The 13,454-nt window shown below is 73.1% G+C and carries 14 protein-coding genes and 1 pseudogene; 13 read left to right on the top strand and 2 right to left on the bottom strand.

Translation table 11 applies throughout. The features are described from left to right. Positions 1–255 precede the first annotated feature (255 nt). From NP048_RS13290 to NP048_RS13255, 8 genes and pseudogenes are all read left to right on the top strand, one after another. A complete protein-coding gene (locus NP048_RS13290) occupies positions 256–2,274 on the top strand; it encodes a collagen-binding domain-containing protein (RefSeq protein WP_227576115.1) in 2,019 nt (672 codons plus the stop codon). A 263-nt stretch (positions 2,275–2,537) separates the two neighbouring features. Continuing rightward, positions 2,538–2,759: a translation initiation factor IF-1 gene (infA, locus tag NP048_RS13285; protein WP_012867920.1), complete on the top strand. Its 222-nt coding sequence runs from the start codon at positions 2,538–2,540 to the stop codon at positions 2,757–2,759. A 68-nt stretch (positions 2,760–2,827) separates the two neighbouring features. Beyond that, the gene (gene rpmJ, locus NP048_RS13280; protein ID WP_013117849.1) at positions 2,828–2,941 is read left to right on the top strand and encodes a 50S ribosomal protein L36; all 114 of its coding nucleotides are present in this window, start codon (positions 2,828–2,830) and stop codon (positions 2,939–2,941) included. A gap of 171 nt (positions 2,942–3,112) precedes the next feature. Then, on the top strand, positions 3,113–3,493 hold the full coding sequence (rpsM, locus tag NP048_RS13275) for a 30S ribosomal protein S13 (RefSeq protein ID WP_046528974.1): 381 nt from the start codon (positions 3,113–3,115) through the stop codon (positions 3,491–3,493). A gap of 77 nt (positions 3,494–3,570) precedes the next feature. Beyond that, positions 3,571–3,972 (top strand): 30S ribosomal protein S11, encoded by a 402-nt coding sequence (gene rpsK / locus NP048_RS13270; RefSeq protein WP_046528973.1) that lies wholly within the window; start codon positions 3,571–3,573, stop codon positions 3,970–3,972. A 216-nt stretch (positions 3,973–4,188) separates the two neighbouring features. Further along, the gene (locus NP048_RS13265) at positions 4,189–5,202 is read left to right on the top strand and encodes a DNA-directed RNA polymerase subunit alpha (RefSeq protein WP_227576114.1); all 1,014 of its coding nucleotides are present in this window, start codon (positions 4,189–4,191) and stop codon (positions 5,200–5,202) included. A gap of 80 nt (positions 5,203–5,282) precedes the next feature. Next, positions 5,283–5,813, top strand: coding sequence for a 50S ribosomal protein L17 (gene rplQ / locus NP048_RS13260; protein WP_227576113.1), 531 nt, complete (start codon positions 5,283–5,285; stop codon positions 5,811–5,813). Positions 5,814–5,927: 114 nt separating this feature from the next. After that, positions 5,928–6,545: pseudogene (locus NP048_RS13255) on the top strand (alpha/beta fold hydrolase); the annotation flags it as partial. A gap of 111 nt (positions 6,546–6,656) precedes the next feature. Here the strand turns inward: NP048_RS13255 and NP048_RS13250 are convergent. Continuing rightward, the gene (locus NP048_RS13250; protein ID WP_227576112.1) at positions 6,657–7,430 is read right to left on the bottom strand and encodes an ROK family protein; all 774 of its coding nucleotides are present in this window, start codon (positions 7,428–7,430) and stop codon (positions 6,657–6,659) included. Between the two features lie 50 nt (positions 7,431–7,480). On the opposite strand from NP048_RS13250, the gene truA reads away from it, so the two are divergent. Next, a complete protein-coding gene (gene truA / locus NP048_RS13245) occupies positions 7,481–8,386 on the top strand; it encodes a tRNA pseudouridine(38-40) synthase TruA (RefSeq protein ID WP_227576640.1) in 906 nt (301 codons plus the stop codon). Between the two features lie 50 nt (positions 8,387–8,436). On the opposite strand, the gene NP048_RS13240 is transcribed toward truA, so the two are convergent. Next, complete coding sequence (locus NP048_RS13240) at positions 8,437–8,928, bottom strand: DUF5709 domain-containing protein (protein ID WP_227576111.1); 492 nt, start codon at positions 8,926–8,928, stop codon at positions 8,437–8,439. A gap of 99 nt (positions 8,929–9,027) precedes the next feature. Between NP048_RS13240 and NP048_RS13235 the strand changes: the two genes are divergently transcribed. From NP048_RS13235 to glmM, 4 genes are all read left to right on the top strand, one after another. Next, positions 9,028–10,704: an ATP-binding cassette domain-containing protein gene (locus NP048_RS13235; RefSeq protein WP_227576110.1), complete on the top strand. Its 1,677-nt coding sequence runs from the start codon at positions 9,028–9,030 to the stop codon at positions 10,702–10,704. A gap of 231 nt (positions 10,705–10,935) precedes the next feature. Continuing rightward, positions 10,936–11,379: a 50S ribosomal protein L13 gene (gene rplM, locus NP048_RS13230; RefSeq protein WP_191782414.1), complete on the top strand. Its 444-nt coding sequence runs from the start codon at positions 10,936–10,938 to the stop codon at positions 11,377–11,379. 44 nt (positions 11,380–11,423) lie between these two features. Then, positions 11,424–11,912 carry a 30S ribosomal protein S9 gene (gene rpsI, locus NP048_RS13225; RefSeq protein ID WP_227576109.1) on the top strand — a complete coding sequence of 163 codons (489 nt, stop codon included), beginning with the start codon at positions 11,424–11,426 and terminating at the stop codon, positions 11,910–11,912. Between the two features lie 169 nt (positions 11,913–12,081). Continuing rightward, complete coding sequence (glmM, locus tag NP048_RS13220) at positions 12,082–13,431, top strand: phosphoglucosamine mutase (protein WP_227576108.1); 1,350 nt, start codon at positions 12,082–12,084, stop codon at positions 13,429–13,431. The last annotated feature ends 23 nt before the right edge of the window (positions 13,432–13,454 follow it).

Genomic DNA, 13,454 nt, shown 5'->3' with positions numbered 1-13,454 from the left:
CCGGCCGGCCGTCGAGCCGCCGCCGGGAAGGTGATCGGCCTCGACCCCGGCGAGGTGGTGGACACAGGGTCGACGGCTCCGAAAGCGTGACGTCGCACACGAAGGGGTGAGCGGACGGTGCCCGCGGGCGTGCACCCTGCACCGTCGCGGCCCAGCCTCGTCGCGGAGGGGGAGAGTGAGGGCGGCCGTGGCGTTCTGCGCGTAACGGTGCGTCGCAGCGGCCGACTGGCAGCCGCGACGAAGGAGCAGACACCGATGGACCGCCGCCGTACCACCCCCGACTCGCGCAGCGGGAGTACCTCGCTGCGCCGACGCGCCGCAGCAGTCGCGGTCGCCGGGAGCGTGGTGATGGTCTCCGTCGGGCTCGTCGCCGGCCCGGTCCAGGCGGACGTCGCCGGTGTGTGCGTGGCGGGTGAGACCGTCAACCCCATGGGCGCCGCGACGCCCGTCGGCGCCGAGCACGGCTACACGATCTGGACCTCCGGCGACATGCTGCTCGACAACAGCGAGGTCGAGGGGTCGCTCGCGGTCGGCGGCACCCTGACCGTGGGGAGCGTGCACCAGGGCGACTTCCCGATCGTGCACGCCATCGCCGGGAACGCCGCGTACGGCCTGCCCGTGGTCGACGGCCACGTGAACCGCCTCCTCGCCAACGCCTACACCCCGGGGGCCGGCCCGGTCCGTGCGGTCAAGGTCAAGACGCAGGGCAGCACGGGCGTCACGGGCTACGGGGACCTCGACGGGCACGCGGTGCTCGTGGACACGTCCACGCCTGTCGGCTTCGAGGTGCGGCCGGGATTCGAGGACGCAGATCACCTCGCCTTCTGGGCGGGCGCGACCTCCGCGTGGGGCGGGCTGAACGCGAACCAGCGGCCCGGTATCGAGTCGTTCACGCAGACGACGGCCGAGGCCTCGACGCTCCAGGCGCAGCGCGCGTTCACCGACTACTTCGGGCCGGACGCGGGCGCGGCGCTGCTGGCACAGACCGACGTCTGGCTCACGCCGACCTACCCGTCGGACCAGAACCAGCCGATCGTCCTCGCGCCCGGCGGAGCCAACCGGACCACGTTGTCCGCGGTCGTCGCCCGGTACGGCGGCACCGGCAAGTTCGCTCTGGCGGGGTACGGACCGACCGGCAGCTCCCTCATCGTCAAGGTCGCGCCCGCCGACGTCGTCGGTGGGGTCCTCGTGCTGCCGAGCGTCGCGCAGGCCGGCAAGGACGGAGACATGGCGAGCTACGTCCTGTGGGACCTGTCCGACCTCACCGGGACAGTGACGCTGCGGACGCTGCACGAGCCGGTCCGCGGCGCGGTGTACGCGCCGACGGCTCGTGTCGTGGTCGACGAGCGCGAGTTCGAGGGGCAGATCATCGCCCAGAGCTTCGTCGGGATCGCGCAGGGCAGCGAAGTGCACACCAGCCTCTTCCTCGGCAGCGTGCCGTGCACGAGCAGCGCGGTCGAGCCGACTCCGACGGTGGAGCCGACGTCTGAGCCGACGGCCGAACCCACGTCTGAGCCGACGGCCGAACCCACGTCTGAGCCGACGGCCGAACCCACGGCGACGGCTGAGCCCACGGCGACGGCCGAGCCCACGCCCACGGCCGAGCCGACGTCTGAGCCGACGACTGAACCGACGACTGAGCCGACGTCTGAGCCGACGGCCGAGCCGACGTCTGACCCGACGGCCGAGCCGACGTCTGAGCCGACGCCGACGTCTGAGCCGACGGCGACGGCTGAGCCCACGCCCACGGCCGAGCCGACGTCTGAGCCGACGGCCGGGCCCACGTCTGAGCCCACGGCGACGGCAGAGCCCACGCCCACGGCCGAGCCGACGTCTGAGCCGACGCAGACGCCGACGTCTGAGCCGACGTCTGAGCCGACGTCCGAGCCGACGTCCGAGCCGACGGCGACGGCCGAGCCCACGGCGACCGCTGAGCCCACGCCCACGGCCGAGCCGACGGCGGGTCCGGCTCCGACGGCCGAGCCCACGGTGACACCGACGGGCGAGCCGACCCCGACGGGCGCGCCGGCGCCGTCGGCCACCGCGGAGCCGACCTCGACCACGTCGCCCGACGGCCCGGAACCGACCTCGACGGCAGCCGTCGGCGCCGCGACGTCCGGGCCGGCCTCGGGCGCGGCGGCCCAGGGCGACGACGTGCTGGCGGTCACGGGCGCGTCGGCCGCAGGCGTCGCCCTGTCGGCGGGTGTGCTCCTGCTGGGAGGGGCGCTGATCCTCGCTGCGCGTGCTCGTCGGGTGGAGCCCGTCGAACGCTGAGCGTCTCCCGTGCGCGGACGGCGTCCCGTCCGCGCACGGGCGCGGGGCGCTGTCCCCGCGCCCGCGGCGCGTCGACGACCGGTACCGACCGGCGTCGGGATGCCGTATGATTGCTCGTTGGTTGTGTGCGCCGTTCGTTCGGCGACCAGTCACCCCTCGATCAGCCCGCACGATCTCGTGCGGGTCCGGCGCGTCCGCCGGACGGTCAGCGGGGTGGGGCGACCACCGGTAGGACAAGTCGAGCACGACAGTTAGCGGAGGACATGGCCAAGAAGGACGGCGTGATCGAGATCGAGGGCAGCGTGGTCGAAGCGCTGCCCAATGCGATGTTCCGCGTGGAGCTCGCGAACGGCCACAAGGTGCTCGCCCACATCTCGGGCAAGATGCGTCAGCACTACATCCGGATCCTCCCTGAGGACCGGGTGGTCGTCGAGCTCAGCCCGTACGACTTGTCCCGCGGGCGCATCGTCTACCGCTACAAGTAACCACCACCATCGAGACGCCGTCGGTCGGACCCACGTGGCCCGGGCGCGGCGGCGGAGGAACGAACGCGATGAAGGTCAAGCCGAGCGTCAAGAAGATCTGCGACAAGTGCAAGGTGATCCGCCGGCACGGTCGCGTCCAGGTGATCTGCGAGAACCTGCGCCACAAGCAGCGCCAGGGCTGAGCAGCCAGCACCACCGCCCCCTCGCCGGGGCAGCAAGCGCACCGCCACTCCGTGACCGCGGCCCCCGGGCCCCGGTGACGGCGAACCCCCAGCTCGGAGGCTGGGGCCCGCAAGGACTGCGGGAGGACGGTGCGGCAGACCTCCGAGTGCAGTACAGGAGCCACCAGGCACATGGCACGTCTCATCGGTGTCGACCTTCCCCGCGACAAGCGGGTCGAGGTCGCCCTCACGTACATCTTCGGGGTCGGGCGCACGCGTGCGCACCAGGCCCTGGCCGCCACGGGCATCAGCCCCGACGTCCGGGTCAAGGACCTGGGCGACACCGAGCTCGTCGCCCTGCGCGACTTCCTCGAGGGCAGCTTCAAGCTCGAGGGTGACCTCCGTCGCGAGATCGCCGCCGACATCCGCCGCAAGGTCGAGATCGGCAGCTACGAGGGTCTGCGTCACCGCCGCGGCCTCCCGGTGCGTGGTCAGCGCACCAAGACCAACGCGCGTACCCGCAAGGGCCCCAAGCGCACCGTCGCCGGCAAGAAGAAGGCCGGGCGCAAGTGACGACGCGGGCCGGTCGCGCTCGTCGCTGACCGCCCGCCCGTCGGCCCACCGATTCGTAGACCTCGAGAGAAGAAGAGATGCCTCCCAAGTCCCGCACCGCCGTGCGCAAGCCGCGCCGCAAGGAGAAGAAGAACGTCTCCCACGGCCAGGCGCACATCAAGAGCACGTTCAACAACACCATCGTGTCCATCACCGACCCGTCGGGCGCCGTGATCGCCTGGGCCTCGTCCGGGCAGGTCGGCTTCAAGGGCTCGCGCAAGTCGACCCCGTTCGCCGCGCAGCTCGCCGCCGAGGCGGCCGCGCGTCGCGCCCAGGAGCACGGCATGCGCAAGGTCGACGTCTTCGTCAAGGGCCCCGGCTCGGGCCGTGAGACGGCGATCCGCTCGCTGACGGCTGCCGGCCTCGAGGTCGGTTCGATCCAGGACGTGACGCCGCAGGCCCACAACGGCTGCCGTCCGCCGAAGCGCCGCCGCGTCTGAGTCACGCACGGCCGGGACGGTGCCTCACGGCGCACGTCCCGGCCCTCGCGTGTCCGACACGGACCACGCGCGTCGCCCCGTGAGGGGCCACGGGCGCACGGCACGACGTCGGACCGCACCCGCACTCCCGCCCAGACGTGCAGACCGAGGCACGTCCAGGCACGCAGTACCTGCGAATGCGTCATATGGCGGACGCTCGCGGAGAGGAAACACACCGTGCTGATCGCACAGCGTCCCACCCTGACCGAAGAGGTCATCTCGGAGCACCGTTCGCGGTTCTCCATCGAGCCCCTCGAGCCCGGCTTCGGCTACACCCTCGGCAACTCCATGCGCCGGACGCTCCTGTCGTCCATCCCGGGCGCCGCTGTGACGTCGATCCGTATCGACGGCGTGCTGCACGAGTTCTCGACGATCCCGGGTGTCAAGGAGGACGTCACCGAGATCATCCTCAACATCAAGAACCTCGTCGTCTCCTCGGAGAACGACGAGCCCGTCGTGATGTACCTGCGCAAGCAGGGTGCCGGCGAGGTCTCCGGCGCGGACATCGTGCCGCCCGCCGGCGTCGAGGTCCACAACCCCGAGCTGCACCTGGCCACGCTGAACGAGAAGGGCAAGCTCGAGATCGAGCTGACCGTCGAGCGCGGCCGTGGCTACGTGTCGGCCAACCAGAACAAGTCGTTCGACGCCGAGATCGGCCGCATCCCGATCGACTCGATCTACTCGCCCGTGCTCAAGGTGACCTACAAGGTCGAGGCGACCCGTGTCGAGCAGCGCACCGACTTCGACAAGCTCATCGTCGACGTCGAGACGAAGCCGGCGATCAGCCCGCGTGACGCCCTCGCGTCGGCCGGCCGCACGCTGGTCGAGCTGTTCGGGCTCGCTCGTGAGCTCAACGTCGAGGCGGAGGGCATCGAGATCGGCCCGTCGCCGACCGACGCCGCCCTGGCCGCGGACCTGGCGCTGCCGATCGAGGACCTGCAGCTCACGATCCGGTCCTACAACTGCCTCAAGCGCGAGGGCATCCACACGGTGGGCGAGCTCGTGGCTCGGTCCGAGGCGGACCTGCTGGACATCCGCAACTTCGGAGCGAAGTCGATCACCGAGGTCAAGGAGAAGCTGGCCGAGCTCGGCCTGACTCTCAAGGACAGCCCGCTGGACTTCGACCCCTCGGCGGCCGGTGGCTACTACGGGGACGACGAGACCGACTTCGTCGAGGACGAGCAGTACTGACGTAGGTGCTCCCGTGACCGCGCGCCCAGGCGCCGGCCACGGGACGTCGCCCTCATCGCAGAACCCAAGGAGTAGAGACCATGCCCACGCCCACCAAGGGTCCCCGGCTCGGTGGTAGCCCGGCGCACGAGCGGCTCATCCTCGCGAACCTCGCGACGGCGCTGTTCGAGCACCGGCGGATCACGACCACGGAGACGAAGGCCAAGCGCCTGCGTCCCCTGGCAGAGCGCCTCATCACGTTCGCCAAGCGCGGTGACCTGCACTCGCGTCGCCGCGTGCTGACCGTCGTCCGTGACAAGGGTGTCGTGCACACCCTGTTCACGGAGATCGCGCCCGCCGTCGCCGACCGTCAGGGCGGCTACACGCGCATCACGAAGATCGGCCCGCGCAAGGGCGACAACGCCCCCATGGCCGTCATCGAGCTCGTCCTCGAGCCGCTGTCGCCGAAGCAGGCCGTCGTCAAGGAGGCCACCAAGGCCACCGAGAAGGCCGCGCCCAAGAAGGCGGCGAAGCCCGTCGAGGACGCGCCCGTCGAGGACGCCCCGGTCGAGGACGCTCCCGTCGAGGACGCCCCGGTCGAGGACGCGCCCGCCGAGGGCGACAAGGCCTGACGCACCGACGCACCACGACAGGGCCCGGACACCGCACGGTGTCCGGGCCCTGTCGCATGCCGCGGACGGTTGTCGCCAGGCGCCGACGTCGCGGCGCGGACTAGCCTCGGGCACATGCCCGGACCCGCGACGCCCGTCGTCCTCGTGCACGGCCTGCGAGCGTCCCGCACGATGTGGCGCGCGCAGGTCGAGTCGCTCGAACGCGCCGGTCACGTCGCGCTCGCCGTGGACCTGCCCGGGCACGGTGAGCGCATCGCGGAGACCTTCACGTGGGACGGTGCGCTGCAGGCCGTGCGGGACGGTGTCGACGCCGTCGGGGGACGGGCGCTCGTCGTCGGCCTCTCGCTCGGCGGGTACGTCGCCATCGCGCACGCGGCACGCCACCGGGAGCAGGTGGTCGGACTCGTGGCGGCGGCCTGCAGCTCGCGGCCGCACCCGGCCGTCCTGCGCGCGTGGGGTGCGGCGGCGGACGGGTTCTTCGCGCGGCTGCCCGACCGCGGTGCGGCCATCAACCAGGCGCTCGTCGACCGCACGCTGCCGCCGGCGGCGGCCGTCGACGTCGGAGCGGGCGGGTTCGCCCTCGACGTCGTCGGTGACACCATGCGCGCGATGCGCGCGGCGACGCCGCTGTCCGACCTGGCGCGGGTCGCCGCGCCCGTCTGGCTCGTCAACGGCCGCTTCGACCACTTCCGCGGGGAGGAGCGCCGCTTCCTCGCGGCCTGCCGTGACGGCCGGCTCGTCATCGTGCCGGGGGCGACGCACCTGGTGAGCCTGGTGCAGCCGGTGCGCTTCACGCGGGTGCTGCTGGAGGTCCTGGACACGCTGGACGCCCGCGCCGACGCGTCAGACGTCGTGGCCGTCGAGGTCCCACGCGCGGGCGCCCCCGACGATGCCGGCCTGGTTCGGCACGACGACGACGTCGTCACCGAGCCGCTCGAGCGTCGGGGCCGTCACGCGGCGGGAGTTGCCGCCGCCCAGGTAGAGCCGGTCCCAGTGGAAGACGGGGCGGAACCCCTCGACGACCTTGCGGACCCGCCGTGACCACAGCGCGTCGCCGAGGCGCGCCCGCTCGTGCTCGCCGACGTACGCGTCATAGGTCGTGCCCCACCGCACCGGCGCGTGGGAGAGCTCGAGGTGCGGTGCGAGCCGCCCGCCGTCGAACAGGGCCGCCCCCAGGCCCGTCCCGAGCGTGAGCACCAGCTCCAGACCGGTGCCCGACACGACGCCGGCACCGTGGACCTCCGCGTCGTTCAGCACGAGCGTCGGGACGCCCAGGCGCTCCGCCAGCAGCGCCCGCACGTCGCACCCGGCCCACGCGGCACGCAGCTCAGGGAGCACGGCGCTGCGGGGCCCGGAGCGGGTCACGTAGTGGGGCGTGGAGACGACGACGCCGTGGCGGATCATCCCGGGCACCCCGACGGTGGCGCGCTGCGCGACGGGCAGGCGCGCGGCGATGTCGGCGACGGTGTCCACCAGGCGTGACGGCGGCAGGGGGTACGGCGTGGGCACGCGCACGGCGGGCGCGTGCAACGTGCCGGCGGCGTCGAGCACGGACGCCTTGATTCCGCTGCCGCCGCAGTCGACGGCCAGGGTGTAGGGCTCGGACGAGCGGGGCACCGTGCCACGGTATCCCGCCCGTTACGGTGGGGCCCGTGACAGGCGAGCAGATGCGTTCGGTCCGGCTGCGTCTCGACCTGGCGTACGACGGCGGGCAGTTCGCCGGTTGGGCCCGCCAGCCGGGCCTGCGCACCGTGCAGGGTGAGCTCGAGGACGGGCTCGCGACGGTGCTGCGCACCGGCCCGCGGGGCGAGGCCCGGCCGCGGGTCACGGTCGCGGGCCGCACCGACGCCGGCGTCCACGCGCGGGGGCAGGTGGCGCACGTGGACGTGGGGGTGGACGCGCTCGCCGCGACCCGCGGCCGGTCGGACCGGGACGACGTGGACGCGCTGGCCGTGCGGCTCGCCGGCGTCCTGCCGGGCGACCTCGTCGTGCACACGGTCCGCCGCGCGCCCGACGGCTTCGACGCCCGGTTCTCGGCGCTGCGGCGCCGCTACGCCTACCGGGTCTGCGACGAGCAGGCTGCACGCGACCCGCTGCGCCGCGGCTGGGTGCTGTGGCACCGCCGGCCGCTCGACGTGGCAGCGATGGACGCGGCGGCGCGCACGCTCGTCGGGCGCCACGACTTCGCGGCCTACTGCAAGCCGCGGCCCGACGCGACGACGATCCGCACGCTGGAGGTCTTCGGCTGGTCGCGCCCCGACACCGGACCGGACGCGGGGCTCGTGGTCGCCGACGTGCAGGCCGACGCGTTCTGCCACTCCATGGTGCGCGCGCTGGTCGGCGCGAGCCTCGCGGTGGGGGAGGGGCGTCGTCCGGTCGCGTGGCCGCGCGAGCTCCTCGACGGGCGTGTCCGCCAGGGCGGTGCGACCGTCGTCGCGGCGCACGGCCTGACGCTCGAGCACGTGGCGTACCCGACGGATGACGAGCTGGCCCGTCGCGCCGAGCAGACCCGTGCGCGCCGCAGCGAGCACGACGTGGACGGCGCGCCGCCGGCCGCGGGCTGCTGCGGCTGACGGACGCCCCGCACCACGTCGGCGCACGCGGCGACGCAGGAGGAGGTGTCTCAGACGGCGCCGGGCTCCTCGCCCCCGACGTCGTCGGACGTGACCTCGTCGTCGTCCAGGGTGACGTCGAGGCCCAGGTGGTCCTCGTCGATGACGTGCACGGCCGCCTCCTCGGCGGAGGCGGCGCCCCCGTCCACGCCTGCGTCCAGCGCGAACGTGTCGTTGCCGCCGGCCTCGACCGCGTCGTCGTCCTCGACCAGGCGTCCCGCGCGCAGCTCGTCACGGTTGGCCGCGGGCGGGGCCTGCACTTCCCAGATCTCCGGCTCCTCCTGGGCGACGCGCTGGTCGAGGGTCTCGCCGCGCGCCTCCTCCCACGCGGTCTCACCGAAGTGCGCGGACGCCGGGCGGGGTCGCTCCGGGGGAGCGACGCCCTCGTCCAACGGGTCCTCGACGCCGCGCTCGACGAGCGTGTCCTCGCCGGGGAGCTGGTTGCTGTCGCCCTCGGAACCGAGGGCAGGGTCGGTGCTGGTGGCTGGGGTGTCCTCACTCATGCCCACGACCCAAGCATCGCTCGCACCGTCGCGCCACAGGACGCCGTGGCAGGCCACAGCGTTTCGGCCCACCGTGCACCGGGGCCCACACTGTGCCCCATGGGTCATCTCGACGTCGGCGGTGTCGGCTACACGCTCCCTGACGGGCGTCCCCTCCTGCGGGACGTGACGTTCCGCGTCGGCGACGGTGCCCGGGTGGCGCTGGTCGGACCCAACGGCGTCGGCAAGTCGACGCTGCTGCGCATCATCACCGGTGACACGCCCGCGCACGCGGGGTCGGTGCAGCGCAGCGGCGGGCTGGGCGTCATGCGCCAGGACGTCGGACGCATCGACGACGAGCGCAGCGTGCGCGACCTGCTCGCGAGCCTCGCGCCGGCGGCCGTCCGACAGGCCGCGGCCGAGCTGGCGGCCGCCGAGCTGGCCATGATGGAGGTCGACGACGAGCCGACGCAGATGCGGTACGCGCAGGCGCTCGCGGACTGGGCGGACGTCGGCGGGTACGAGGCCGAGGTGGGTTGGGACCGCGTGACGGACGCGGTCCTGTCCCTGCCGTTCGAGCGCGCCGGCCACCGGTACGTGCGTACGCTGTCCGGCGGCGAGCAGAAGCGGCTGGTGCTGGAGGCGCTGCTGCGCGGGCCGGACGAGGTGCTGCTCCTCGACGAGCCGGACAACGCGCTCGACGTGCCGACCAAGCGCTGGCTCGAGGACCGGCTGGTCGAGAGCGGCCGGACCGTGCTGTTCGTCAGCCACGACCGCGAGCTGCTCGCCCGCGTCGCGACGCACGTCGCGACCCTGGAGCCGACGCCGGGCGGCGCCCGGGTGTGGGTCCACGGCGGCGGGTTCGCGTCGTACGCCGCAGCGCGCGCCGACCGGCGGGCGCGTGACGAGGAGCTGTTGCGGCGCTGGGAGGAGGAGCACGTCCAGCTGCGCGAGCTCGTCGCCTCGCTCAAGCTCAAGGCCACGTTCAACGACGGCATGTCCTCCCGGTACCACGCCGCGCAGACGCGCCTGCGCAAGTTCGAGGAGGCGGGCCCGCCGGCCGTCCTGGCCCGCGAGCAGCACGTCGCCGTGCGGCTGCGCGGCGGTCGGACCGCCAAGCGCGCGGTGGTCGCCGGGGACCTGGGGCTCACGGGCCTGATGAAGCCGTTCGACCTGGAGGTCTGGTACGGCGAGCGCGTGGCGGTCCTGGGCTCCAACGGCTCGGGCAAGTCCCACTTCCTGCGGCTGCTCGCCGCGGGCGGCAGCGACCCCGAGCACGCACCGGCCGGAGACACCCCGGCGGCACCGGTCGCGCACACCGGGACGGTCGTCCTCGGCTCCCGCGTACGGCCCGGCTGGTTCGCGCAGAACCACACGCACCCCGAGCTGGTCGGTCGCACCCTGCTCGAGATCCTGCACCGGGGGGACGGGCACCGCGCGGGCCTGGGGCGCGAGGCCGCGAGCCGCGCGCTGGACCGCTACGAGCTCGTCGAGGCCGCCGAGCAGCGCTACGAGACGCTGTCCGGCGGCCAGCAGGCGCGACTGCAGATCCTGCTGCTGGAGCTCGGCGGCGCGACGCTGCTGCTGCTCGACGAGCCGACCGACAACCTCGACCTGCACTCGGCCGAGGCGCTCGAGGTCGGCCTGGCAGGGTTCGAGGGCACGGTGCTGGCGGTGACGCACGACCGGTGGTTCACGCGGACGTTCGACCGCTTCCTGGTCTTCGCCGCCGACGGGTCGGTCGTCGAGACCCCGACGCCCGTGTGGGACGCTGGACGCGTGCAGCGCGTGCGGTGAACCGTGCGTGAGCACGTGGCACGGGACGCCAGTTTTGCCTGGGGCCCCGCGCCGGGTAGTCTGTTGTGTCGTTGTGCGTCCCCTGTTGCGCACCGGTGGCTTCTCACCACCGAGTGCCGATGGCCGTCCTGGTGCGATCCCACTCGCCGGGCGGGATGCTCCGACAGCCATCCTCGGCCGGTCGCCCGTGAGCGCCCGGCCACGACACGTATCACGAGACAGAGGCACCCCGTGCGCACGTACACCCCGAAGCCCGGCGACGTCGAGCGGAACTGGTACGTCATCGACGCGACCGACGTCGTGCTCGGCCGTCTGGCCAGCCACGTGGCCACCCTGCTGCGCGGCAAGCACAAGGCGACCTTCGCCCCCCACGTCGACGGCGGCGACTTCGTCATCGTCATCAACGCGGAGAAGGTCGCGCTCACCGGCAACAAGCGTGAGACCAAGCTCGCCTACCGCCACTCCGGTTACCCGGGTGGTCTGCGGGCGACCCGTTACGTCGACCTTCTTGAGAAGCACCCGGAGCGTGCGATCGAGAAGGCAGTCCGCGGCATGCTGCCCCACACGACCCTCGGTCGTGGGCAGATCAGCAAGCTGAAGGTCTACCGCGGTGCGGAGCACCCGCACGCGGCCCAGCAGCCGAAGCCGTTCGAGCTCACCCAGGTGGCGCAGTAAGCCACCGGCTGCTGCGGCAGATCAACCCAGAACGCGAGGATCCCGTGGCTCAGACCACCGTCGAGACCGAGTACGAGGGCGACGACACGCCCACCAGCTACACCTCCGAGACCGTTGCGCCCACCGGCCGCGGGCAGTCCCTCACGGCACCGGGCCAGGCGCTCGGCCGCCGCAAGGAGGCTGTCGCCCGCGTCCGTCTGGTGCCCGGCACCGGCCAGTGGAAGATCAACGGCCGTGAGCTCGAGGAGTACTTCCCGAACAAGGTGCACCAGCAGCTTGTCAACTCACCGCTGAAGCTCGTCGACGTCGAGGGTCGTTTCGACGTCGTCGCGCGCATCACCGGTGGTGGCGTCTCCGGCCAGGCCGGCGCGCTGCGCCTGGGCATCGCCCGTGCGCTCAACGCGATCGACGCGGAGAACAACCGCCCGGCGCTCAAGAAGGCCGGCTTCCTCACGCGTGACGCACGCGTGGTGGAGCGCAAGAAGGCGGGTCTGAAGAAGGCCCGCAAGGCGCCGCAGTACTCGAAGCGCTGACGCAACGCTCCGGCCCGATGGCCCCGGAGGTCGACAGACCGCCGGGGCCATCGGCATGCCGGGGTCGCACGCACCGGCACGCGGCTCGCGACGCCGGGAACAGACAGGTACGGCGCCGGCCGCAGGTCCCTGGGGGACGTGGACGGGCGGCAGGACGAAGGAGTCGGGCATGGGTCGACTGTTCGGGACCGATGGGGTGCGAGGCCTGGCCAACCGGGACGTCACGGCGGAGCTCGCGCTCGACGCGTCCGTCGCCGCGGCGCACGTGCTGGCCTCACGCGGGGACTTCGCGGGGCACCGCCCCCGTGCGCTGATCGGCCGTGACTCGCGGGTGTCCGGCGAGTTCCTCTCGGCGGCCGTCGCCGCTGGTCTGGCGTCTGCTGGTGTGGACGTGGACAACGTCGGTGTGCTGCCCACCCCGGCGGTCGCCTACCTGACCGCCGCGCGCGGCGTCGACATCGGCGTCGTGCTGTCCGCCTCGCACAACCCGATGCCCGACAACGGCATCAAGTTCCTCGCGCGCGGGGGCCGGAAGCTCGACGACGACGTCGAGGCGGCCATCGAGGCGCGCATGGGCGAGGATTGGGACCGGCCCCTGGGTGGTGACGTCGGGCGGATCCGCATGGACGTGAGCCTCGCGGGGCAGCAGTACGTGGACCACCTGGTGGGGACGATCAGCACGCGGCTCGACGGGCTGCGCATCGTCGTCGACTGCGCGAACGGCGCGGCGAGCGAGGTCGGCCCGGCAGCGCTGCGCGAGGCGGGCGCGGACGTGGTGGTCATCAACGCGTCGCCCGACGGGCGCAACATCAACGAGGCGTGCGGGTCGACCCACCCCGAGCAGCTGCAGGCGGCCGTCGTGGCGGCGCACGCCGACCTCGGCGTCGCGTTCGACGGCGACGCCGACCGCTGCCTCGCGGTCGATGCGACGGGTGCGCTCGTCGACGGCGACCAGATCATGGGCGTGCTCGCGGTCGCTCTGCACGAGCGTGGCGAGCTGCCGCACGGCACCCTGGTCACGACAGTCATGAGCAACCTCGGCCTGCGGATCGCGATGCGCGACGCCGGCATCGCGACCGTCGAGACGGGCGTGGGTGACCGGTACGTGCTCGAGGCCATGCGTGCCGGCGGGTTCGGGCTGGGCGGCGAGCAGTCCGGCCACATCATCATGGCCGCCCACGCCACGACCGGCGACGGGCTGCTGACGGCGCTGCAGCTCGCAGCGCGCGTCGTCGAGACCGGGCGCCCGTTGGCGGAGCTGGCGGGGTTCGTCCGGCGGCTGCCCCAGGTCCTGGTGAACGTGTCCGGCGTGGACCGTTCCCGCACCGACGACGCCGTGCTCACCGAGGCGGTCGCCGCGGCGTCCACGGAGCTCGGCGACACCGGACGCGTGCTGCTGCGCCCGTCGGGCACGGAGCCGCTCGTGCGCGTGATGGTCGAGGCGGGCACCCAGGAGCAGGCCGATCGCATCGCGCAGGACCTGGCCGACGTGGTCCGGGAGCGTCTGTCCCTGGGGTAGCCACGTCGCGTCGCGTCGCGTCG

The sequence above is a fragment of the Cellulomonas xiejunii genome (assembly GCF_024508315.1).
Lineage (GTDB): Bacteria > Actinomycetota > Actinomycetes > Actinomycetales > Cellulomonadaceae > Cellulomonas > Cellulomonas xiejunii.
Note: the sequence above shows the minus strand (reverse complement) of the source record. Positions and strands in the feature narration are given on the sequence as shown.

Coding starts and splice junctions, on each gene's coding strand:
- NP048_RS13290 (WP_227576115.1), top strand. CDS start 256: ATGGACCGCCGCCGTACCACCCCCGACTCGCGCAGCGGGAGTACCTCG.
- infA (WP_012867920.1), top strand. CDS start 2,538: ATGGCCAAGAAGGACGGCGTGATCGAGATCGAGGGCAGCGTGGTCGAA.
- rpmJ (WP_013117849.1), top strand. CDS start 2,828: ATGAAGGTCAAGCCGAGCGTCAAGAAGATCTGCGACAAGTGCAAGGTG.
- rpsM (WP_046528974.1), top strand. CDS start 3,113: ATGGCACGTCTCATCGGTGTCGACCTTCCCCGCGACAAGCGGGTCGAG.
- rpsK (WP_046528973.1), top strand. CDS start 3,571: ATGCCTCCCAAGTCCCGCACCGCCGTGCGCAAGCCGCGCCGCAAGGAG.
- rplQ (WP_227576113.1), top strand. CDS start 5,283: ATGCCCACGCCCACCAAGGGTCCCCGGCTCGGTGGTAGCCCGGCGCAC.
- truA (WP_227576640.1), top strand. CDS start 7,481: ATGCGTTCGGTCCGGCTGCGTCTCGACCTGGCGTACGACGGCGGGCAG.
- NP048_RS13240 (WP_227576111.1), bottom strand. CDS start 8,928: ATGAGTGAGGACACCCCAGCCACCAGCACCGACCCTGCCCTCGGTTCC.
- NP048_RS13235 (WP_227576110.1), top strand. CDS start 9,028: ATGGGTCATCTCGACGTCGGCGGTGTCGGCTACACGCTCCCTGACGGG.
- glmM (WP_227576108.1), top strand. CDS start 12,082: ATGGGTCGACTGTTCGGGACCGATGGGGTGCGAGGCCTGGCCAACCGG.